Annotated in this window: 20 protein-coding genes, 7 tRNA genes and 1 other annotated feature (1 of these 28 only partly in view); of the genes, 26 read left to right on the top strand and 1 reads right to left on the bottom strand. The window is 32.8% G+C overall.

Going from position 1 to position 22194, the window contains the following annotated elements; genetic code table 11:
- The first annotated feature begins 7 nt into the window (after positions 1–7).
- The 25 genes from yabN to bsdE14_RS06900 all read left to right on the top strand — a co-directional run bounded on the left by yabN (position 8) and on the right by bsdE14_RS06900 (position 20904).
- Positions 8–1453, top strand: a complete 1446-nt coding sequence (yabN, locus tag bsdE14_RS07020; RefSeq protein WP_264849223.1) for a bifunctional methyltransferase/pyrophosphohydrolase YabN — start codon at positions 8–10, stop codon at positions 1451–1453.
- Positions 1454–1705: 252 nt separating this feature from the next.
- A complete protein-coding gene (locus bsdE14_RS07015) occupies positions 1706–1984 on the top strand; it encodes an HU family DNA-binding protein (protein WP_264849222.1) in 279 nt (92 codons plus the stop codon).
- 88 nt (positions 1985–2072) lie between these two features.
- The gene (locus bsdE14_RS07010) at positions 2073–2339 is read left to right on the top strand and encodes an RNA-binding S4 domain-containing protein (protein ID WP_264849221.1); all 267 of its coding nucleotides are present in this window, start codon (positions 2073–2075) and stop codon (positions 2337–2339) included.
- 149 nt (positions 2340–2488) lie between these two features.
- Entirely contained in the window at positions 2489–2782 is a 294-nt protein-coding gene (gene yabP, locus bsdE14_RS07005) for a sporulation protein YabP (protein ID WP_264849220.1), read from the top strand.
- A gap of 8 nt (positions 2783–2790) precedes the next feature.
- Complete coding sequence (gene yabQ / locus bsdE14_RS07000) at positions 2791–3204, top strand: spore cortex biosynthesis protein YabQ (RefSeq protein WP_264849219.1); 414 nt, start codon at positions 2791–2793, stop codon at positions 3202–3204.
- 117 nt (positions 3205–3321) lie between these two features.
- Positions 3322–3591, top strand: coding sequence for an FtsB family cell division protein (locus tag bsdE14_RS06995; RefSeq protein ID WP_264849218.1), 270 nt, complete (start codon positions 3322–3324; stop codon positions 3589–3591).
- 61 nt (positions 3592–3652) lie between these two features.
- The gene (locus bsdE14_RS06990; RefSeq protein WP_264849217.1) at positions 3653–4060 is read left to right on the top strand and encodes a S1 domain-containing RNA-binding protein; all 408 of its coding nucleotides are present in this window, start codon (positions 3653–3655) and stop codon (positions 4058–4060) included.
- Positions 4061–4287: 227 nt separating this feature from the next.
- Positions 4288–4376 (top strand) — tRNA-Leu (locus bsdE14_RS06985).
- A 4-nt stretch (positions 4377–4380) separates the two neighbouring features.
- Positions 4381–4456: transfer RNA gene (locus tag bsdE14_RS06980), tRNA-Met, on the top strand.
- A 16-nt stretch (positions 4457–4472) separates the two neighbouring features.
- Positions 4473–4549, top strand: a tRNA-Met gene (locus bsdE14_RS06975).
- Positions 4550–4552: 3 nt separating this feature from the next.
- Positions 4553–4641: transfer RNA gene (locus bsdE14_RS06970), tRNA-Leu, on the top strand.
- Between the two features lie 4 nt (positions 4642–4645).
- A tRNA-Met gene (locus tag bsdE14_RS06965) sits at positions 4646–4721 on the top strand.
- A 17-nt stretch (positions 4722–4738) separates the two neighbouring features.
- A tRNA-Met gene (locus bsdE14_RS06960) sits at positions 4739–4815 on the top strand.
- 456 nt (positions 4816–5271) lie between these two features.
- Entirely contained in the window at positions 5272–7662 is a 2391-nt protein-coding gene (gene spoIIE, locus bsdE14_RS06955) for a stage II sporulation protein E (protein ID WP_264849216.1), read from the top strand.
- Between the two features lie 109 nt (positions 7663–7771).
- Positions 7772–9163 (top strand): tRNA lysidine(34) synthetase TilS, encoded by a 1392-nt coding sequence (gene tilS, locus bsdE14_RS06950; RefSeq protein ID WP_264849215.1) that lies wholly within the window; start codon positions 7772–7774, stop codon positions 9161–9163.
- A 1-nt stretch (position 9164) separates the two neighbouring features.
- Entirely contained in the window at positions 9165–9701 is a 537-nt protein-coding gene (gene hpt / locus bsdE14_RS06945) for a hypoxanthine phosphoribosyltransferase (protein ID WP_264849214.1), read from the top strand.
- 94 nt (positions 9702–9795) lie between these two features.
- Positions 9796–11601, top strand: coding sequence for an ATP-dependent zinc metalloprotease FtsH (gene ftsH, locus bsdE14_RS06940; RefSeq protein ID WP_264849213.1), 1806 nt, complete (start codon positions 9796–9798; stop codon positions 11599–11601).
- A 228-nt stretch (positions 11602–11829) separates the two neighbouring features.
- A complete protein-coding gene (locus tag bsdE14_RS06935; protein WP_264849212.1) occupies positions 11830–13500 on the top strand; it encodes a formate--tetrahydrofolate ligase in 1671 nt (556 codons plus the stop codon).
- 262 nt (positions 13501–13762) lie between these two features.
- Complete coding sequence (locus tag bsdE14_RS06930; protein WP_264849211.1) at positions 13763–14551, top strand: type III pantothenate kinase; 789 nt, start codon at positions 13763–13765, stop codon at positions 14549–14551.
- Positions 14551–15513 (top strand): tRNA dihydrouridine synthase DusB, encoded by a 963-nt coding sequence (gene dusB, locus bsdE14_RS06925; RefSeq protein WP_264849210.1) that lies wholly within the window; start codon positions 14551–14553, stop codon positions 15511–15513. Before bsdE14_RS06930 ends, dusB begins: the two co-directional genes overlap by 1 nt.
- A 202-nt stretch (positions 15514–15715) precedes the next feature.
- Complete coding sequence (locus bsdE14_RS06920; RefSeq protein ID WP_264849209.1) at positions 15716–16534, top strand: hypothetical protein; 819 nt, start codon at positions 15716–15718, stop codon at positions 16532–16534.
- 222 nt (positions 16535–16756) lie between these two features.
- Positions 16757–17233: a transcription elongation factor GreA gene (gene greA, locus bsdE14_RS06915; RefSeq protein WP_264849208.1), complete on the top strand. Its 477-nt coding sequence runs from the start codon at positions 16757–16759 to the stop codon at positions 17231–17233.
- Between the two features lie 146 nt (positions 17234–17379).
- Positions 17380–18885, top strand: a complete 1506-nt coding sequence (gene lysS, locus bsdE14_RS06910; protein WP_264849207.1) for a lysine--tRNA ligase — start codon at positions 17380–17382, stop codon at positions 18883–18885.
- Between the two features lie 167 nt (positions 18886–19052).
- Positions 19053–19127, top strand: a tRNA-Asn gene (locus bsdE14_RS06905).
- Between the two features lie 138 nt (positions 19128–19265).
- Positions 19266–19433, top strand: a binding site (T-box leader).
- Between the two features lie 79 nt (positions 19434–19512).
- Positions 19513–20904, top strand: a complete 1392-nt coding sequence (locus tag bsdE14_RS06900; RefSeq protein WP_264849206.1) for a glycine--tRNA ligase — start codon at positions 19513–19515, stop codon at positions 20902–20904.
- A 263-nt stretch (positions 20905–21167) separates the two neighbouring features.
- Here the strand turns inward: bsdE14_RS06900 and bsdE14_RS06895 are convergent, their stop codons facing one another.
- Positions 21168–21449 (bottom strand): hypothetical protein, encoded by a 282-nt coding sequence (locus bsdE14_RS06895; protein WP_264849205.1) that lies wholly within the window; start codon positions 21447–21449, stop codon positions 21168–21170.
- A 220-nt stretch (positions 21450–21669) separates the two neighbouring features.
- Here bsdE14_RS06895 and murD point away from each other — a divergent pair, with 220 nt between their 5' ends.
- On the top strand, positions 21670–22194 hold the 5' portion of the coding sequence (murD, locus tag bsdE14_RS06890; protein ID WP_264849204.1) for a UDP-N-acetylmuramoyl-L-alanine--D-glutamate ligase. Its footprint extends 855 nt past the window's final position; 525 of the gene's 1380 nt are visible here — the first part of the coding sequence; the start codon lies at positions 21670–21672; its stop codon lies off the right edge, out of view.

Genomic DNA, 22194 nt, shown 5'->3' with positions numbered 1-22194 from the left:
ACAGCACATGATAAAAGTAATAGGGCTTGGACCTGGTTCTAAGGACGCACTAACAATGGGAGCAGTAGAGGCTTTAAGGGAAGGCAGCAAGGTTTATTTAAGAACTTATAAGCATCCTAATATTGAGTATATTAAGAGCTTAGGTATTGAATTTGAAACCTATGATGAAAAATATGATACACTTGATAGTTTTGATCAGGTATACAATGCTATTGTAGAGGACTTGATTGAAAAACATGATAAATATGAAAATTTAATTTACGCTGTACCAGGGCATCCTCTAGTGGCGGAGAAATCAGTTAATATATTAATAAAACGCTGTGAGGAAAAAAACATTGATCTTAATATATTACCAGCAGTTAGCTTCGTAGATGCAATGATGGAGGCATTAAAGATCGATCCAGTAGAAGGAATAAAGATAGTAGATGCATTTGATATAAAAAATCAAGTGTTAGATAAAAGAATTGGAACTGTTATTACTCAAGTTTATGATAAGTTTATAGCTTCAGAAGTTAAGCTTGCTCTTTCAGAGTACTATAGAGACGATATGGAAATATATTTTGTAAGAGCCGCAGGAGTTAAGGATCTAGAGAGTGTTAGAAAAATTCCTTTATATGAACTTGATAGACAGGAGGATATCGATTATCTTACTTCCGTATATATTCCTAAAGATTTAAATAATGTAAGAGATTTTCATGATTTAGTGGAAATAATGGACACTTTAAGAGGTGAAGATGGGTGTCCGTGGGATAGAGAGCAAACTCACGAAACCTTAAGGAGGTACCTTGTAGAGGAATGCTATGAGGTAGTTGAAGCAATAGATGAACAGGATGACGATAAAATTATTGAAGAACTTGGTGACGTATTGCTTCAAGTAGTTTTCCATGCAAGAATAGGTAAGGAAGAAGGCTATTTTGATATTTATGATATAACAGAGGGAATATGCAATAAAATGATCGAAAGACACCCTCATATCTTTGGAAATGCAATTGCCAATACTTCAGAGCAAGTATTAAGTAATTGGGAAGAGATAAAAAAGAAAGAAAAAGGGCTTAAAACCTATACTGAAGAATTAAAAGCTATTGCGAGAAGTCTACCAGCCCTAACAAGAGCAGAAAAGGTTCAGGCAAAGGCTAAGAAGGTTGGCTTTGATTGGGATAATGTAGAAGCAGCTATGGATAAGATAATTGAGGAATTAGAGGAAGTAAAGAATGTATATAAAGGCAATAATAGGGCAAAAATACAAGAAGAAGTAGGGGATTTGATATTTTCTACCGTAAATGTATCAAGATTCCTTGACATTGACCCTGAGTTTGCATTAAATTATACTATAGAGAAGTTTATTAATCGCTTTCAATACATAGAAGATAAGGCTTCCCAAAAAAGTCTTAAACTTCAAGAAATGACCCTGGAACAGATGGATGAGTTCTGGGAGGAAGCAAAAAGGTTATAAAAAATAGCCTAAAAAGAAGGATTTTTTAAACTTATGAAGAATATAGTAGAAATTACTAGACTAACAGTGTAGTATATGGTTATAATTATAAATAAATCCAATTTATTAAATAACCAATAAAAAAATGGGCTGTAAAATAATTTAGTTTTTTAGGAGGTGAAAAAACCTGGTTGATGGTGATAAGCCATATCTTAAAGGCCCATAAGATAAATATCATAGTTTAATCTATGATTTTGATACCGGGGTACAAAAGTGAACAAAGCAGAATTAATAACAAGCATAGCAGAGAAAAGTGGATTAACTAAGAAAGATGCAGAAACAGCTTTAAAAGGATTCATAGAAAGCGTTCAAGAAGCTTTAGTTAAAGGAGAAAAAGTTCAATTAGTTGGATTTGGAACTTTCGAAACTAGAGAAAGAGCTGCAAGAGTTGGAAGAAACCCAAGAACTAAAGAAGAAATAAACATTCCAGCTTCAGTAGTTCCAGTTTTCAAAGCAGGAAAAGAATTCAAGGAAAAGGTAGACAACAAATAACTTTTTCAATAAAAAGCCTAGATTTCCATCTGGGTTTTTTTATTTATCCAAATTCGGATATTATTATCTATTGTAGTGAGGGATAGAGATGAGATTAGATAAATATTTAAAGGTATCTAGAATTATAAAGAGAAGAACAGTTGCAAAAGAGGCTTGTGAGACTGGAAGAGTGTCTATTAACAATAAAGTTGCAAAACCAGGAACAGAAGTTAAAGAAGGGGACATTATAGAAATAAAGTTTGCTGCTAAAAGTTTACAAGCAAGAATAACAAGCACTCTTGAGCACGTAAGAAAAGAGGATGCTAAGGCTATGTATGAACTTCTAGCTGGTGAGGAAGACACAGACGAAGAATAAGTAATGGCTGTGAGGTTTTAAACACTGCTCCAGCTTTGAGGTGGCTATCTTGTAATATATAAACGCTCCATTGCATATAAATAATTACAAGTGGGGACATAAAAGATATTTATCCTTTATGTACACAAATGTATGCAAGGGAGGATAACATGGAAGTAAAAAAAGAAATAAGGATAGAAGATAAAAAAACCAATTTAACTCTTGAAAACAGAAAGAGACTTATCTTAAGTGGAGTAGTAGAGGTCATTAGTTTTAATGAGGATCAGATAATGCTAAACACACTTCTAGGTTCCTTAACTGTAAAGGGGGAGGGGCTTAAGATGAATAAGCTTGATGTACAAAATGGAGAAGTAATAATAATTGGTACCGTTAATTCCTGTGTTTATACGGGTTCTGAGGCAAAAAAAGATAAAGAAAGCATAATCGCTAAATTATTTAAGTAGAGGTTATTATGATATTACCAATTAGTGTACAGGCAAGGCTAGTTTTCTTTTGTTTATTGGCAGGGGTAATAACGGGAGGATTATTTGATCTATATAGAATTATGAGGGGATTAAAAAACCCAAATAAAGTAGTGACTTTTATTGAAGATACCTTATTTTGGATTTTTACTGCAATAGTAGTATTCATTTTTTTAGTTTTTACCAAGAGCACACATCTTGGAATGTATGCTTACATGTTTATTGCTATAGGTTTACTTATATATATGGTATTTATAAGTAAAATATTTTTGATAATACAGTATAGAATATTTAATTCTATTGGAAAGATATCAAGAATTTTCATGAATACTATATTATATCCATTTAAGATTGGCTTTTATAAGGTGAAATTTAAAAATAAGAAAAAAATCATTAAGAAATAACTTGAAGAAAACATAAAATGAATTTAAAATATATGTATGAGACTTAGCTTTATTATTTTAAGTTAATAATTATTTGAGTAGGCTTTTTAGTTTTTTGTGTTAAAGGAGAAAATACATATGAAAAAGAAGTTTAGATTTAAACGAATAATTTTTATAGCGGCTCTTTTATATGTTTCTTATGTACTAATAGGTACTCAAATTTCTATTGCTAAAATTAACTCTGAAATTAAAGTTAAGAATCAAGAACTTTCAAAAGCAAAAGATAAAAATTTGAAATTACAGGATGAAATAAAGATGTCTAAAACTGATGCATATATTGAAAAGCTTGCGAGGGAAAGACTTCAAATGATTAAGGAAGGTGAGACTCCTGTAATAAATAAAAAATAGCTAACATAGTTTATAATTTATATTAATATAAAACATTATTTTAAGGAGGAGTCTTTTTAATATGACCTTACAGACAGGAAGTATCCTTGAAGGTACAGTGGTTAACATTACAAACTTTGGCGCATTTGTTGAAGTGGATGGGAAAACAGGTTTAGTTCACATCTCTGAGGTGGCAGATACCTTTGTAAAAAATATCAGAGATCATTTAAAGGAACAAGACAAAGTAAAGGTTAAAGTTATTTCAGTGGATGATAATGGTAAGATAAGTCTATCCATTAAGCAAGCTATGCCGCAGAAAAAATCTGTAAGACCTGTAGAAGTAGATTGGAGTTCTGAAAAGAACAAAGGCAATGGGAATTTTGAAGATAGATTATCTAAATTCCTAAAAGATAGTGAGGAAAGATTTCAAGACCTAAAGAAGCATCAGGATTCAAAGGGACGAGGATATAGAAAAAGTTCAAATTATTAAAATAGGGGAACCAATTAAGGTTCCTTTTAATTTCTACAATAATAAATTATCTACAATAAATAATTCTCTTGTAGTTCTAAATGGTTTTAAGGATAAACCTAGTTATTTCAGGGGTTTAAACCTTGCTTATAATACATGAATAGTGATTTGAAAAAGAAGTTTAAAAAGGTGTTGACATTAGATACTATATCATATATAATAAATCATGTCGTCAGAAGAAACGATATGCTGAAGTGGCGGAACTGGCAGACGCACAGGACTTAAAATCCTGCGGTGGTAATACACCGTACCGGTTCGATTCCGGTCTTCAGCACCAATGTCGCGGGGTGGAGCAGTTGGCAGCTCGTCGGGCTCATAACCCGAAGGTCGTAGGTTCAAGTCCTACCCCCGCAACCAATTAATTTAATAATATGGCGGAATAGCTCAGCTGGCTAGAGCAATCGGTTCATACCCGATGTGTCGTAGGTTCAAGTCCTATTTCCGCTACCAAATGCTGAAGTGGCGGAACTGGCAGACGCACAGGACTTAAAATCCTGCGGTGGTAATACACCGTACCGGTTCGATTCCGGTCTTCAGCACCAATATCGCGGGGTGGAGCAGCTGGCAGCTCGTCGGGCTCATAACCCGAAGGTCGTAGGTTCAAGTCCTACCCCCGCAACCAATTAAATTAAATAGTATGGCGGAATAGCTCAGTTGGCTAGAGCAATCGGTTCATACCCGATGTGTCGTAGGTTCAAGTCCTATTTCCGCTACCAGATAACTCACAGATTATTCTGTGAGTTTTGTTTTTTTGGTAAACATGTTTATGTAAAACTTCTTTTTATTAAAATTTATATCTATCCATTTTACAATAAATTTGCAGTAATTTTTTTTATGTGACATATCTTTTATTTAAAGAGAATATTGACGGCATAAAAATAAAAAAGTTTTAAAGTACGACATATTTTTGGCTAATTGTTCATAAATATAGTAAGTTAACATATAGTTAATTAACTTATGATAAAAATGCTTAAATCCAAGAAAGTGTTGTATATCAAATAAATTTTGGCTTTTGGTTCTAAAAACAGTAAATTCTACATATAGTAATTATTTGAAAAATGTTAGTGATAAATGTCCATAAAAAAAAAATAAGCCACCTAGTAAATGACAATTATTTCCTGATACCTCTGCTATAATAAAAACAACGTAATTAAGATGTGGAGGTTATAAGAATGCAGTACGGAGCAGATATTTTGACTTATCAAAGAACTATTAAAGTGGACAAGCAAACTAATAAAAAGGTGGTAGATTTAAAATTTATTATTAAAGTACTGATGTACTTTTTTATTTCGCTGCTAATAAGCAGGGTTATGCTGATTAATTTTATGGCACCTTTTGGAATTGCATTCTTGCTATCTATGCTGATGCATAAGGAGGAAAAGATTACTCTTATTGTAGGCTGTGGTACTCTTGTTGGTTATGCATCCTTGTACAATAATGTTAAATACTTACCGGCATATTTGACTGTTATAGGAACCATAACAGTTTTAAGCTACATAGTAGATGACATAAATAAAAGAAAAAAGCTAATAATGATGTTTGTAGTGATGTTTGTAGAGTTTACTCTATTTAAACTATTAGTTGGTAAAGTAACTTTGGGAGTTACACTATTTACTACTTTTTTCGAAATTGCTTGCATCTATCCACTATATTATATTATCAATTATTCAATAACTTGCTTTTCCGATTTGAAAAGTAAACATTTATTCAATAATGAGGAAATAATAAGTATGGCAGTAACAGCTTCTCTAGTAGTAGCTGGAACCTGGGGAGCATCAATTTATGGTGTGTCAGTTAGAAATGTTTTAGCATTGGGATTTATTTTAGTAGTAAGCTATATAAAAGGAAGTTCAGTAGGAGCAGCAAGCGGAGTTGCATTAGGCGTTATAGTAGGCATGGGATCGAATAATATGATGATGTATGTCAGTGTATATGGACTTTGTGGACTTATCTCAGGAATCTTTAAGGATAGTGGAAAAGTACTAACTGGACTTGCTTATATAGTTTCCTTTCTAATAATTAATATTTACTCAAAAACTGAAACTTCAGCAGCCTTTAAAATTATAGAGGCATTAATAGCTTGTTTGGTATTTTACTCAATTCCAAAGAAGATATATGATAAGCTAGCTTTAGAATTAGATTATGAAAAGAAGCAGGAGGACTTGAGTGAAGGATATGTTGAAAAAGTAAAAAACATTTTTATAAAGAGATTGGATAGTTTTTCAGAGGTACTATATAATATGTCTGACATATTGGAGAATCTAGCTGATAATGATAAACTGGCTATGAAAAATAAGAGTACTGCACTTGTTGAAAACTTAGCTGACAGAGTTTGCAGCAATTGCAATATGAAAGCTATGTGTTGGAAGAGAGAAACCTACTATACATATAGTGCTTTTGGAGATTTGATACAAAATTTTCAAGAAAAAAGAAAGGTGATACCAAAGGAACTTGAAAGAAAATGTGTAAAAAGAACTGCTTTAGTTCAAAATACAGAGGATATAGTAAATAATTATATTATTAATGAAATGTGGAGAACAAGACTAAGTGAAGGAAGGGAGCTCTTAGCAGCACAAATAAACAATATGGCTGCATCTGTTGGTGAAATAATTGAAGAATTTAATGCTGATATAAAATTCAATTGTGAGGCAGAAAACAATATAATAAGAGTGCTTGAGAAAAAAGGAATAAAATATAGAGATATATTTTGTTATAACGATAAAAATGATAGGACTGTAGTAAAACTTACTATGGATCCTTGTGGAGGAAGTCAGCTTTGTGTAAAAGAAATACTACCATTATTAAATGAGGTATTAGATAGGCCAATGTGTGTTAGTGATGAGGGGTGCAGTATACATACTGAGGAAAAGAGCTGTTCTATTACCTTTGAAGAAATGCCTAAGTTTCATGTGTCCTCATACGCAGGACGTCTCTGTAAGGATGGAGAAAAATATAGTGGGGATAGCTTCAGCTTTGGAAAGCTAAACGATGGAACCTATATGGCAATAATAAGTGATGGAATGGGTTCAGGACCTCAAGCAGAGCAGGAGAGTACTGCAGCAGTAGAATTAATAGAAAAGTTTGCAGAGTCTGGATTTAGCAAGGCTACTGCTATAAACACTGTAAATTCTATAATGACATTAAAGTTCTCTGAAGACGAAAAGTTCTCTACAGTAGATTTAAGCAGTGTAGATTTATATGCTGGAGAAGTAGACTTTATGAAAGTTGGGGCAGTAGCAAGCTTTATTAAATCTGGAAATAGAATAGAGACAATTAAGTCCAAGACTTTACCAATGGGAATTTTGGATAAAGTAGATATAGATATTGTGAAAAAGACAGTTAAAAATGGAGATATAATAGTTATGGTTAGCGATGGCATGCTTGATTATGATAATGAACATGTGGGGAAAGAAGATTGGGTAGTAGACTTTTTAGGTAAAACAAGCTGCAGTAATCCAAAGGAGCTGGCTGAACAGCTAATAAATAAGGCAAAAGAGCTAAGCGGCGAAAAGATAAAGGATGACATGACAGTACTTGTATCAAAGGTTTATAGTTTATATTAAAACATAATGAAGGAATGAGGGATAAAATCAATATACTTCATTTCTTCTTTTTTTTTTCTTTTTTATGTTATAATAAGCCGTATAATACTAATATAGGGATGTGTTAGCTTTGAAGGATAAGGTTTTAAAGGCTATTAAGCAGTATTCAATGCTTAAAAATGGAGATAAAATAATTGTAGCGGTATCCGGTGGACCAGATTCTATTTGCCTTCTTCATATTTTACATACATTAAAGGATGAATTCAATTTAGAGCTTATAGCTGCACATGTAAATCACTGCCTTAGAGGAAAAGAAGCAGATGAAGATGAAAAATATGTTGAAGAATACTGTAAAAAAAATGATATAAAATTCTTTAGTAAGAGGGTAGATATAAATAGGCTTGCAATGGAAAGAAATTTATCATCTGAAAGTGCAGGGCGTGAGGCAAGATATGAGTTTTTTCACAAATTAATGAAGGAGCATAATGCAGATAAGATTGCACTTGCTCATAATGCTAATGATCAGGCTGAAACCGTGCTTATGAGAATAATGAGAGGTACAGGTATTGAAGGGTTAGTAGGAATTAAGCCTGTTCGAGGGAATATATTTATAAGACCTCTAATAAATATTACAAGAGATGAAATTGAAAATTATTGTATGGAAAATAATCTTAAGCCTAGAATAGATAAAACAAATTTAGAAAATATTTATGCAAGAAATAAAGTAAGGCTGGAACTTATACCTTATATAAAAGAAAATTTTAATGAAGATATAGTTAATACTTTAAATAGATTATCTCAAACTGTTAGTACAGATAATGATTATTTAGAATATATTTCTATTCAAAGCTTTAAAAAGTATTGTGATAAGAATTGTGATAAGGTTATAATAAACAAGGATGCTTTTAAAGAACATGAAGCTGTAATTACTAGGGTAATAAGGCATGCGCTTTTATCCTTAAAAGGAAGCTTGAATAATTTTGAAAAGGTACATATTTACGATATAATTCATATTCAAAATAATTCAACTGGTAAAAAGGTTGTGCTGCCAGAAAATATAATAGCCCAAAATAATTATGGGAATATTGAATTATATATAAGAGAAGAAAATAAAAAAGTTACTTTAAATAATGAGTATGTATTAGAAGTAAACTGTTCAAAATTTATAGAGGAATTAAATATAACTGTTACCTTGCAGCTGCTTCTAGATAAGCGAAAAATTAACGTTAAGGAACAGAACTATATAAAGTATTTTGATTTTGACAAGATAAAAGGTGAAATGTTATTAAGAAAAAGAAAGGACGGCGATAGGTTTACTCCATTGGGTATGAGGGGAAGTAAAAAGTTAAAGGACTTATTTATTGATTTAAAAATACCTCAGCCAGAAAGGGACAGTATACCACTTATATGCTTTGGAGAAGATATAGCTTGGATTGTAGGTTATAGACTCAGTGATAAATTTAAAATAACAAAAGATACAAAAAATGTATTAGAAATTAAAATTGAAAGAGGTGCTTTCTAACATGAGAGAAGATATTAAAGAAATACTAATGGATGAAAATAAGATTAGGGAAAAGATTAAAGAATTAGGGCATAATATAAGTGAAGAGTATAATGGAAAAGAATTAGTACTTATTGGAGTTCTTAAAGGTTCAGTAATGTTTATGTCTGATCTAATGAAAGAAATAACTATCCCTTGCAGCATGGATTTCATGGCAGTATCTAGCTATGGCAGTTCTACAAAATCCTCAGGTGTAGTTAGAATTCTGAAGGATCTTGATTTTGAGATTGAAGGAAAAGATGTACTTATTGTAGAGGATATTATTGATAGTGGAGTTACATTAAAATATCTAATTGAATATCTAAATGGAAGAAAACCAAACAGCCTTGAAATTGTATGTCTGCTTGATAAGCCAGAAAGAAGAAAGGCACATATAGATGTTAAATATACAGGATTTACTGTGCCAGATTATTTTTTAGTTGGATACGGACTTGATTATGCAGAGAAGTACAGGAACTTACCATATATAGGAATATTGAAAGAAGAAATTTATAAATAATTAATAGTAATTTTCTTTTAATTTTATTGTAAACAAAAATTCATTATGATACAATTTTACAATATAGACTAACTAGAAAGAGAGGGGGGCCTGTATGAAGAAGTTTTCAAGTGTAATGGCCTGGATTATAGTTCTCATAATAGTTATTTTTGCAGCTCTTGCTTTAGTAGAGACTGGCAAAAGTGCTACTTTGATTAACTTTAATGATTTTCAAAAAGAATGGATAAATAATAACGTAACTAAATTTCAAGTTCGAGAAGATAAAATGACTGTTGTTGGAAGTCTTAAAAATGGAAATAGTTTTGAAACTGTAGTTCCATCAGAAAGATTATTCCAATTTATTGGCCAATATCCTAAGAATGGTGATGTGCAAGAGGTATATGTAAGACCTACTAATATACCAATGTGGATTCAATATCTACCTACAATTCTCTTAATTGTGCTGTTAGTTGCCTTTTGGTTTATGTTTATGCAGCAATCTCAAGGCGGTGGCGGCAATAGAGGAGTTATGAATTTTGGAAAGAGTAGAGCTAAAATGGCTTCTCCGGACAGAAAAAAGGTTTCTTTTGATGATGTGGCTGGTGCCGATGAGGAAAAGGAAGAACTTCAAGAAATAGTTGACTTCTTGAAACAGCCAAAGAGATATATTGAGATGGGAGCTAGAATTCCTAAAGGAATTCTATTAGTTGGACCTCCAGGAACAGGTAAAACTTTACTTGCAAAAGCTATTGCTGGTGAAGCTGGGGTGCCATTTTTCAGCATTTCTGGTTCTGACTTTGTAGAAATGTTTGTTGGAGTTGGTGCATCTAGAGTAAGAGACTTATTTGAGCAAGCAAAGAAAAGTTCACCATGTATTATATTTATTGACGAAATTGATGCTGTTGGTAGACAAAGAGGAGCAGGACTTGGTGGCGGTCATGATGAAAGAGAGCAGACCTTAAATCAACTGCTTGTTGAAATGGATGGTTTCGGCGTTAATGAAAATATAATTATTATTTCAGCTACAAACAGACCTGATATACTTGACCCTGCACTGCTTAGACCAGGAAGATTTGATAGACAGGTACTTGTTGGTGCTCCAGATGTTAAGGGAAGAGAAGAAATTTTAAAGGTTCATGCAAGAAACAAGCATTTAGCTGAAAGTGTTAAACTTGATGTATTAGCTAAGAGAACTCCAGGATTTACAGGAGCAGATCTTGAAAATCTATTAAATGAAGCTGCACTTCTAGCAGTTAGAAATAATAGAAAGTTAATTGAAATGGAAGATTTGGAGGAAGCTGCAACAAGAGTTATGGCAGGACCAGAAAAGAAGAGCAGAGTTGTAAGTGAGAAGGATAGAAGACTTACAGCTTATCATGAGGCTGGTCATGCAGTAGTTGCTAAATTCCTAGAGAATTCTGACCCAGTTCATCAGATTAGTATTATTCCAAGAGGAATGGCAGGAGGATATACAATGCATCTTCCTGAAGAAGATAGATCCTATACATCAAAATCAAGACTTAAGGACGAGATGGTAAGCTTACTAGGCGGCAGAGTTGCTGAAAAGCTTGTTATTGGAGACATAAGTACTGGTGCTAAGAGTGATATAGACAGAAGCACTAATATAGCTAGAAAAATGGTTATGGAATATGGTATGAGTGATGAATTAGGACCAATTTCCTTTGGTGGAGGCCATGATGAAGTGTTCATAGGCAGAGATTGGGGAAAGAGCAGGAACTTCAGTGAAGAAGTAGCTGCTAGTATAGATAATGAAATAAGAAGGCTTACTGATGAAGCTTATAATAAAGCTGAAAGGCTATTATCAGAGAATATCAATAAGCTGCATGCTGTGGCTCAGGCCTTACTTGAAAAAGAAAAGCTTGAAGCAGTTGAATTTGAAGAAGTATTTAATAATGCATAAAGAGTAGATTAATGGCGTAATACGCCATTAATCTTTTTTTGTGAATAAAAGTTTTGTTTTTGTAATTGTATTAAAATTCTTATAACAATGATATAATATTAGAGTACTGATGAAGGAATTTACTCTTTCTTAAGAGTTTATGAATAAAAATCAACCAAAACACATTGTTAGCTTTGCTGTTTTATGAAAAGGGTAAACTCATAATATTTTACTGAAGGAGGGATAGCCTTGAAAAGCGATATTGAAATTGCTCAAAGTGCTAAAATGGAACCCATAGTAAGCGTAGCTGAAAGATTAGGATTAACTGAAGAGGATATAGATTTGTATGGAAAATACAAATGTAAAATATCCTTGGATGTGCTCCAAAAGAGAAAAGAAAGGCCAGATGGCAAGTTAATACTAGTAACAGCTATTAACCCAACTCCTGCAGGAGAGGGAAAATCTACAGTTACCGTTGGACTAGGACAGGCATTGTGTAGAATAGGTAAAAATGCGGTAATTGCATTAAGGGAACCATCACTAGGACCAGTATTTGGTGTTAAAGGAGGGGCTGCTGGGGGCGGAAATGCTCAAGTAGTACCTATGGAAGACATTAATCTACATTTCACCGGAGATATGCACGCCATAACAGCAGCAAATAATCTACTAGCTGCAGCCATTGATAATCACATTCATCAAGGAAATGCCTTAAGAATTGACTCAAGAAGAATAACCTTTAAAAGAGTAATGGACATGAATGACAGAGCACTTAGAGAAATAGTTGTAGGGCTTGGCGGTAAGGCTAATGGATTTTTAAGAGAAGATGGATTCATGATTACTGTAGCCTCTGAAATTATGGCAATATTATGCTTATCTAAGGATTTAATGGACCTTAAGAATAGAATGGGTAATATTTTAATAGCATACAATTTAGATGGAGAACCAGTATTCTGTAAAGATTTAAAGGTTCAGGGAGCAATGGCTATGCTAATGAAAGATGCCATTAAGCCTAATCTAGTTCAAACCTTAGAAAACACACCTGCAATAATCCATGGTGGACCTTTTGCTAATATAGCCCATGGATGCAATAGTTTACTTGCAACAAAAACAGCTCTTAAATTAGGAGACTATGTTGTTACTGAAGCTGGTTTTGGCGCTGATCTTGGAGCTGAAAAGTTCTTTGATATCAAATGCAGATATGGCGGCTTGAAACCAGCATGTACAGTTATTGTAGCTACTGTAAGAGCTTTAAAGCATCATGGAGGTGCTAAAAAGGATGAACTTAGCACACCTAATGTAGATGCACTGGCAAAGGGAATTGTTAACCTTGAAAAACAGATAGAGAACATAAAAAAGTATGGAGTTCCAGTTGTAGTTGCTATCAATAAATTCATAACTGATAGCGATGAAGAACTTAGACTTATTGAAGAAAGCTGCAATAAGCTTGGAGTAGAAGTTGCACTAACTGAAGTTTGGGAAAAAGGTGGAGAAGGTGGAACTTTACTAGCTGAAAGTGTACTTAGAATAGTAGATGGTGCAGACAGTGATTTTAGATGTTTATACGATGACAAATTATCAATTAAAGAAAAAATGAATACTATAGCTAAAGAGATATATGGAGCTGATGGGGTATCCTTTACTGCAGCTGCAGTAAAGCAAATAGCTGAGTTTGAAAAGCTAGGGTTGGATAAGCTTCCAATTTGCGTAGCAAAAACTCAGTATTCACTATCAGACAATCCAAGTCTGCTTGGAAGACCTAAGAATTTTACTGTTACGGTTCGTGAAGTAAGATTATCAAATGGAGCAGGCTTCATAGTAGCACTAACAGGCGATATTATGACAATGCCAGGACTTCCAAAGGTTCCCGCTGCAGAAAGAATGGATATTCTTGAAGATGGAACAATACTAGGATTATTCTAATAGCTAATATAAATAGGTAAAATGTGAATAAAGCCAATCTATAGATATTATATTAAAATCTATAGATTGGTTTTTTATGTTTGTGGTTACATTTGGTTTAATAGGACAAAGTTTCACTTGACAAAATTTAGTTAGTTGTTAAAATTAAATTGTTAATTTTATAGTTATAAATTGGGCTTTAATTACTAGAGTTGAGTAAAGTTTATAATAAATAAGCTTGAGCAGCTGAAATGCTGCTCTTGTTTTATAAGGAGTGTGTAAATTGATTTTAGTTCTAGATGTTGGAAATACCAATATTGTTTTAGGTGTGTATAATAAGAAGGAACTTATAGCAGATTGGAGATTATCTACGGATTCTAAAAGAACCTCCGATGAATATGGTATTCAAGTGATACAATTATTTCTCCAAGAAAAGCTTGATCCATCAGATGTAGAGGGAGTTATTATATCTTCAGTAGTACCAAATATAATGTACTCACTTGAGCATATGATAAGAAAGTTTTTTGAGGTTGAGGCATTAGTAGTAGGCCCAGGAGTAAAGAATGGAATAAATATAAAATATAATAATCCAAAGGAAGTTGGAGCCGATAGAATTGTAAATGCTGTAGCTGCACATGAAATGTACAGATGTCCGCTCATACTAATTGATTTTGGTACAGCAACTACTTTTTGTTCAGTTACAAAGAATGGAGACTATCTTGGAGGCACCATATGTCCTGGGATTAAGATAGCTTCTGAGGCACTATTTGAAAGAGCTGCAAAACTTCCAAGAGTAGAACTTATTATGCCACAAGCAGTTATATGCAAGGATACGGTTAGCAGTATGCAGGCAGGTATAATATATGGCTATATTGGTCAAGTTGATTATATAGTTGAAAAGATGAAAAAGGAAATGGAAGCAGTTGGTGAAAAGAATGCTATGGTAATAGCAACTGGCGGCCTGGCTAGTTTAATAGCTAAGGAATCAAAACATATAGATAAAATAGAACCTTACTTAACTTTAGAAGGTTTAAGAATTATATATGAAAAAAATCAAGAGCAGGTGATCTAGTGAAAATAGCCAATTTAGAGTTTAAAAACAATGTGTTTTTAGCACCCATGGCAGGAGTTACAGATATTGTTTTTAGGGGTATTTGCAAGGAGATGGGCTGTGGCCTTGTATATACTGAAATGGTGAGCAGTAAAGGACTTTATTATGGAAGTGAAAATACTGAGAAGCTTCTTAAGGTATCGGAAATTGAGAAACCAGTAGCAGTTCAGCTTTTTGGAAGTGACCCTTACATTATGGCAAAAGCCTGTGAAATGTTTAATGATAACGATGATATATGTATTATAGATATAAATATGGGCTGTCCTGTTCCTAAAATAGTTAAAAATGGAGAGGGATCTGCTCTTATGAAAAATCCCAAGTTGGCCCAAGATATTATAAGGGAAATGAAGAAGGCAACACCAAAGCCTGTAACAGTTAAATTTAGAAAGGGCTTTACTTCACGTGAGGTTAATGCTGTAGAATTTGCAAAGGCAGTGGAAGAGGCTGGCATAGATGCAATTGCTGTGCATGGAAGAACTAGAGAACAGATGTATGAAGGAAAAGCTGATTGGGATATAATTAGACAGGTCAAGGATAGTGTGGCTGTTCCTGTAATAGGTAATGGAGATGTATTTAGTGTAGAAGCTGCTGTTGATATTGTAAACACTACTGGTTGTGATGGAATAATGGTGGCAAGAGGAGTAATGGGGAATCCATGGCTTTTTAGAGAAATAAAACAAGCCTTAGCCAGTGAAAAAGTTATCTATCCAACAGATGTAGAAAAGGTTGATATGTGCATAAAGCATCTTAAGCTAGCTGTTAATTACTTTGGAGAAGATAAGGCTGTTAGAGAAATGAGAAAGCATATAGGCTGGTATGTAAAAGGCATAAAAAACTGCACAGATGTTAAGAACCTAATTAATACTGAAAAAAGCAGCGGAAATGTAATAGATATATTATTAAAGTACAAAGAAACACTATAAAACTTCTTTTTTTGTTATTCTATACATATATTCATAATATGATAAATGTATAAATAATAAAGGAGGTAAATGTCCTAAACGGACATTTACGGGGTTGAAGGTGAAAATTAGCTAATGTTAATTAGCGTTAAAAATTACCCCGGACACTTGTCGGTGGCAATCGACAAGTTACCCCGTGCGACCAGTGAAAGGAGAAGGAAGAATGAGGCCTGTTGTTTATATTAGTTCAGATTTGAACAAGCACTATGAGGACGGCAGCTTCCTGGGACGTATAAAGGATAGGGTTAAGATAACCCTTGAGGGGGAAAGTTTTATAGAAGATCTTAATATGAATATTTCTCGTGTAAAACTTCCACCAAATTTTAATAAGAGAGCATACACCAAAAATATGGAAATAGCTAGAAAGTATATGAAAGGCACAGAGGTAAATCTAGCACCAAAAACAAGCAGAATCTTTGATTATGAATATCTAAATGATTTTCAGAGGAGATTGTTTGCCTATAGTGTTGTTAATAGCATAAAGCTGCTATTAAGACTAAAGAAGAAGAGCATTAAAAACAGCTGCATTGTCATATATGATGCTGCTGAAAATATAAATAGTAATATAATTTCTGAGCTAGCTAAAGAAAGTAGGTATTGTGTTCTTTTATCTAAAAATATTAAGAAGGCTTCAGTTCTGAGCGACTATATAATAGCTAATTATGGAGTATCGCCAATAGTAACTAATGATGTAAAATACGCATTAGACTCAGCAGATTTTATAATTACCTCTGAATCAATTGAGGTTAATTCAAAAAAGTCAATATGGTATATTAACAATATGTTTCACCCAAGCTTTATGGATAATGCAGTTAATGATGTTACATACTCAGTTCCTTGGGAGATGAATGGTCTAGAAGTACCTGCGGAACTTCTAGGAGCTATATTGAGTCAGATGGATCAAAAAGATATAGAAGCTTCACTTAAATATAATGGAGTCTTTATGGATAAAATAAAGTTCAATAATATGGTAAAAGAATAATCACATTAATTCAGAATGTTGACAATGAACAGTTGCTGATTTATAATTACTTAAATGATTAGTAAATGGTGATTCTCTAAGTTAAAAACTTAGGGATATTATTCGTTATATTATAAATATTGCTCACATTCTTTTTAATGTGTGTTAGATATAAATAAAACAAATGAATTTTTTGCAGGGTAAAGGGAATTATAAGTAAATCATTTAGAAGGGGAGAAAAAAATGGCTGAAAAGAAATATGTTATGACTTACGAGGGTGTTAAAAAGCTTGAGGATGAGCTAGAATACCTTAAAACTACTAAAAGAAAAGAAATAACTGAAAGAATAAAAGTTGCATTAGGCTACGGAGACTTAAGCGAAAACTCAGAATATGATGAAGCTAAAAATGACCAGGCTTTTGTTGAAGGAAGAATAATGCAATTAGAAAATATGCTAAAAAATGCTACAGTAGTAGATGAAACAGATGTTTCAACTGAAATTGTAAGTGTTGGATCAATAGTAAAAGTAAAAGATTATGATTTTGATGAGGAAGTGGAATTTACTATAGTTGGTTCTGCTGAAGCTGATCCAATGGAAAATAAAATATCCAATGAATCTCCAGTTGGTAGAGGTCTTGTAGGCAAAAAGGTAGGAGCAATTGTAGAAATACCAGTACCAGATGGAGTAAGCAAATACGAAATTTTAGAAATTAGAAGATAATGTGCTTAGTCTCATACTGGGTACTTATATAGTTGAGTCATTTATACAAAAGAAACATTAAGATAAAAGCAAAAGTAAACTTTTGGATAATATACTAGCAATCTGTATATTATCCAGTGTTTCTAACCAATAGAGGAGGTAAAATAATGGCAAATGAGGAATTGAATTTACAGCAGCAAGAAGCTGAGTTTAATGAACTTGTAAAGCAAAGAAGACAAAAGTTAGCAGACCTTCAAGCAGAAGGCAGAGACCCATTTGATGTTTATAAGGTAAAGAGAACTCATACATCTACACAAGTTAAGGAAAACTATGATACTTTAGAGGGACAAGAGGTTACAGTAGCAGGAAGACTTATGTCCAAGAGAGTACATGGTAAAGCAGGATTTTCACACATACAGGACAGAGAAGGAAGAATACAAGTATACATAAAGATAGATGACGTTGGTGAAGAAAGATTAAAAGAGTATAAATCCTTTGATATTGGTGATTGGGTAAGCATAACAGGAACTGTATTTAAAACCAAGACAGAAGAGATAACAGTTCATATAACAAGCTTTGAGTTAATATCTAAATCATTAAAGCCATTACCAGAAAAGTGGCATGGATTAAAGGATCCTGATTTAAGATACAGACAAAGAGAAGTTGATCTTGTTATGAATGAAGACGTAAAGCAAACCTTCATTAAGAGAACTAAAATTATAAGATATATAAGAGAATTCTTAGATAATAGAGGATATTTAGAAGTAGAAACTCCTATTCTTTCACCAATAGCAGGTGGAGCAGCTGCAAGACCATTTACTACTCACCACAATGCTTTAGATATTGATATGTTCTTAAGAATAGCTACAGAATTATATCTAAAGAGATGTATAGTTGGTGGTCTTGAAAAGGTATATGACATGGGGAAGAACTTCAGAAATGAAGGAATAGATATAAGACATAATCCTGAATTTACAATGATTGAGTTATATGAGGCATATGCAGATTATAATGATATGATGGAAATTATGGAAAACTTAGTGGCATATGTTGCTGAAAAGGTTAACGGAAGCACTAAGGTTATATATCAAGGAACAGAAATTGACCTTACTCCACCTTGGAGAAGACTAACTATGGTAGATGCAGTAAAGGAATATGCAGGTATAGATTTTACACAAATTAAAACAGATGAAGAAGCACAAACTATAGCTAGAGAAAAGCATCTTGAGTTTAAAAAAGAAATAAAGGACTGTACAAAAGCAGACATTCTTAATGCACTATTTGAAGAATATGCAGAGGATAAGCTAATACAACCTACATTCTTATGTGACTACCCAGTAGAAATCTCTCCTTTAACTAAGAAGAAGAGAGGAAATGCTGAGTTTACAGAAAGATTTGAAGGATTCATCTATGGAAGAGAAGTATGTAATGCTTACTCTGAATTAAATGATCCAATAGTTCAAAGGGATAGATTTATGCAGCAAGCTAAGGAAAGAGAGCTTGGTGATGATGAAGCTTATGTAATTGATGAGGAATTTATGAATGCTCTTGAAATTGGTATGCCTCCTACAGGCGGACTAGGAATAGGTATAGATAGAATAATAATGTTCTTAACTGATGCCTTTTCAATAAGAGATGTTCTTCTTTTCCCAACAATGAAGCCACAACAATAGTTTTTAAAGTGAGGAGAATATCTCCTCACTTTTTATTTTAATTATTAAGTATGAAAAAATTAAAATGTGGAATTCTATTAGCTATAGTGGAAGAAACATATAAGTTTTTTATAAAAAACTATTGCAAAAATATGAAGTTATGCTATAATATTCATTGTGATAAACATTCCGTGGTAGCTCAATGGCGGAGCATTCGGCTGTTAACCGAAGGGTTGGAGGTTCGAGTCCTCTCCACGGAGCCATTTTATTTTTTGAAGTAAACAGAAACATTGATTTTGTACATATTATATATGTGTATAGAATCAATGTTTTTTCATATAATATATCAATGAATATATTGACATAAATCTAAGTTTTGGTAAAATATAAATATAAATTTATAGGTCACAATGAGAAAGAGGAGTAATAGCAGAAATTTTCTAGAGAGGCTGTGGATGGTGAAAACAGCTAAAGGACTGTTATGAACGGCGCTTTTGAGTGAATAATTATGAAAGTAGGGCTAATGCCAAAAAGGGTGGAACCGCGGAGATTATTTTTTCGTCCCTTATGGTATAGGTCTTTTTTTTATACCTAAATTTTTATGTTAATTTTGGTAATAATATAACTATTAATATAGGAGGGATATCAATGGCTGTAGAAAAGACTATGGATAAAATTGTTGCGCTAGCAAAAAGCAGAGGGTATGTATTCCCTGGCTCAGAGATATATGGAGGACTTGCCAATGCGTGGGATTATGGTCCATTAGGGGTTGAATTTAAAAATAATGTTAAAAAGGCTTGGTGGAGAAAATTTGTTCAAGAAAGTCCATATAACGTTGGTGTTGACTGCGCTATTCTTATGAATAGTGATGTATGGGTTGCTTCAGGACACGTTGGAGGTTTTTCTGATCCTCTAATGGATTGTAAGGAATGTAAGGCTAGATTTAGAGCAGATAAACTTGTGGAAGATCATATGACAGAAAATGGAGCTGAAGTAGCTAGTGCAGATGGTTGGAGCAATGAAGAACTAAAGAAATATATAGAAGAACATAATATAGTTTGTCCTAAGTGTGGAAAAAAAGATTTTACAGATATAAGAAAGTTTAATTTAATGTTTAAAACTTATATGGGAATAACTGAAGACTCAAAGTCTGAAGTTTACCTAAGACCAGAAACTGCACAAGGTATATTTGTAAACTTTAAGAATGTGCAAAGAACTTCAAGAAAAAAGGTTCCTTTTGGTATAGCACAAATAGGTAAATCTTTTAGAAATGAAATAACTCCGGGAAACTTTATATTTAGAACTAGAGAATTTGAACAAATGGAACTTGAGTTTTTCTGTACTCCAGGAACTGACTTAGATTGGTTCAAGTATTGGAAGGACCACTGCTGGAATTTCTTACTTTCCTTAGGAATGAAGGAAAGCAATTTAAGAATAAGAGACCATGCTAAAGAGGAATTATCTTTCTACAGCAATGCTACATCAGATATTGAATTCTTATTCCCATTTGGCTGGGGAGAATTATGGGGCATAGCTGATAGAACGGATTATGATTTAAAGAAGCATGCTGAGCATTCAGGAGAAGATTTAAGTTATCTAGATCCAACTACAAATGAAAAGTATGTACCATATTGCATAGAACCATCATTAGGAGCAGATAGAGTAGTTCTAGCATTCCTGGCAGATGCCTATGATGAAGAAGAACTTGAAGGTGGAGATTCTAGAACTGTGCTTCATCTTCACCCAGCATTAGCTCCATTTAAGGCAGCTGTTTTGCCATTAACAAAGAAGCTTTCAGAAAAAGCTAATGATGTATATAGCAAACTTAGTAAAAAATTTAACGTAGATTATGATGAAACTGGAAGTATAGGTAAGAGATACAGAAGAGAAGATGAAATAGGAACACCATTCTGTATTACAATAGACTTTGATACACTTGAAGATAATACAGTAACAGTAAGAGATAGAGACACTATGCAGCAATTCAGAATAAGCATAGATGAGCTTGAAAAGTTTATAGAGAATAAATTAGAGTTCTAAAAAGAGCAAAACCTCCACTGAAATTAACGGTGGAGGTTTTATTTTACAGAAATAAAGTAAAAAAAATACCGAATATCGCTATTCGGTGTAAATGGGGTTTATCATGGGGATATATTATATGTTTAATTTAAATTGGGGAATTAAATTAATGTTTTCCTTACGGTACTGCTAGAGTATAGCACAGAAGGATATTAGTTTTCAATATAAAAGCATAAAGTTTTTATATTAAATATATTCCAACAATTTTGATGATTTTTATTATATTAATAAAATATTACATAGATAAGCGAACTGGTTAGAAAACTTACAGTACCTATAGCTAGTGATATAAATTTAGAAAATCTATTTTGTTTAGACTTATATACAATGAATACAGCGATTAATAGTCCAAAAGGAAGTCTATAATAACTATTTAATATTATGTATAGTTGACAGACTATCCAAATTCCAAAAAGCTTCAATAAAAGATATTCTTCTGTATCTTTTCTATTCTTATAGGCTATAAATAAAAATGGAAGTGTTAATAGCATTGTTAATATTGCCATAGCTTGCCACCTCAAATTGATTTCATATAATAATATTTAAGCTAAATGAATATTATGCATCATAATTTATAAAAGAAGCTGTTAAAAGTGTTGCAGTTTACAGAAACGTGTTATAATGAAAACTGATGAGTTTCAAACTTTGAGTCACAATATATATTAATAATTGAGAGCATTTATAACTTTTAATGTTTATAGATTAAGCTATTAGGGAGGGGTAATTTTGAAGAAAAGTTTTAACGAATTCAAGGAATTTATTAAAGATAAAAATGTAGCTGTAGTTGGTATGGGAGTAAGCAATATTCCATTAATACATTTCTTAGTTAAGTTAGGTGCTAATGTAACTGGATTTGATAAGAAAGATGAAAGTTCATTGGGAGACATTGCTTTAGAATTTAAAGCTAAAGGAGTTAAGCTTTCCTTAGGGGAAAATTACTTAGAACGTTTAACTGGCTTTGATGTAATATTTAAAACTCCTTCAATGAGAATAGATAGTGAATGTCTGTTAAAGGCTAAAAGTGAAGGAACGTACATAACTTCGGAAATGGAGGAGTTTGTTAGGTATTGTCCTGCCAAGGTGTATGGGGTTACAGGCAGTGATGGTAAGACAACTACTACATCTCTTATATATAGTATGCTAAAAGAACAAGGGTATAAGACTTGGGTTGGAGGCAATATAGGAGCACCACTTTTTGCTTCAATAGAAGATATTGCAGAAAATGATAAAGTAGTATTAGAACTTTCTAGT

Origin of the sequence: Clostridium omnivorum (assembly GCF_026012015.1) — a bacterium.
In the GTDB taxonomy this organism is placed as follows: domain Bacteria; phylum Bacillota; class Clostridia; order Clostridiales; family Clostridiaceae; genus Clostridium_AX; species Clostridium_AX omnivorum.
This window is presented reverse-complemented; position numbering and strand designations above follow the sequence as displayed.

What these genes read in the sequence shown, in the direction of transcription:
- yabN (WP_264849223.1), top strand. Translation starts at nt 8, where the DNA reads ATGATAAAAGTAATAGGGCTTGGACCTGGTTCTAAGGACGCACTAACA.
- bsdE14_RS07010 (WP_264849221.1), top strand. Translation starts at nt 2,073, where the DNA reads ATGAGATTAGATAAATATTTAAAGGTATCTAGAATTATAAAGAGAAGA.
- yabP (WP_264849220.1), top strand. Translation starts at nt 2,489, where the DNA reads ATGGAAGTAAAAAAAGAAATAAGGATAGAAGATAAAAAAACCAATTTA.
- yabQ (WP_264849219.1), top strand. Translation starts at nt 2,791, where the DNA reads ATGATATTACCAATTAGTGTACAGGCAAGGCTAGTTTTCTTTTGTTTA.
- bsdE14_RS06995 (WP_264849218.1), top strand. Translation starts at nt 3,322, where the DNA reads ATGAAAAAGAAGTTTAGATTTAAACGAATAATTTTTATAGCGGCTCTT.
- bsdE14_RS06990 (WP_264849217.1), top strand. Translation starts at nt 3,653, where the DNA reads ATGACCTTACAGACAGGAAGTATCCTTGAAGGTACAGTGGTTAACATT.
- spoIIE (WP_264849216.1), top strand. Translation starts at nt 5,272, where the DNA reads ATGCAGTACGGAGCAGATATTTTGACTTATCAAAGAACTATTAAAGTG.
- hpt (WP_264849214.1), top strand. Translation starts at nt 9,165, where the DNA reads ATGAGAGAAGATATTAAAGAAATACTAATGGATGAAAATAAGATTAGG.
- ftsH (WP_264849213.1), top strand. Translation starts at nt 9,796, where the DNA reads ATGAAGAAGTTTTCAAGTGTAATGGCCTGGATTATAGTTCTCATAATA.
- bsdE14_RS06920 (WP_264849209.1), top strand. Translation starts at nt 15,716, where the DNA reads ATGAGGCCTGTTGTTTATATTAGTTCAGATTTGAACAAGCACTATGAG.
- greA (WP_264849208.1), top strand. Translation starts at nt 16,757, where the DNA reads ATGGCTGAAAAGAAATATGTTATGACTTACGAGGGTGTTAAAAAGCTT.
- lysS (WP_264849207.1), top strand. Translation starts at nt 17,380, where the DNA reads ATGGCAAATGAGGAATTGAATTTACAGCAGCAAGAAGCTGAGTTTAAT.
- bsdE14_RS06900 (WP_264849206.1), top strand. Translation starts at nt 19,513, where the DNA reads ATGGCTGTAGAAAAGACTATGGATAAAATTGTTGCGCTAGCAAAAAGC.
- bsdE14_RS06895 (WP_264849205.1), bottom strand. Translation starts at nt 21,449, where the DNA reads ATGGCAATATTAACAATGCTATTAACACTTCCATTTTTATTTATAGCC.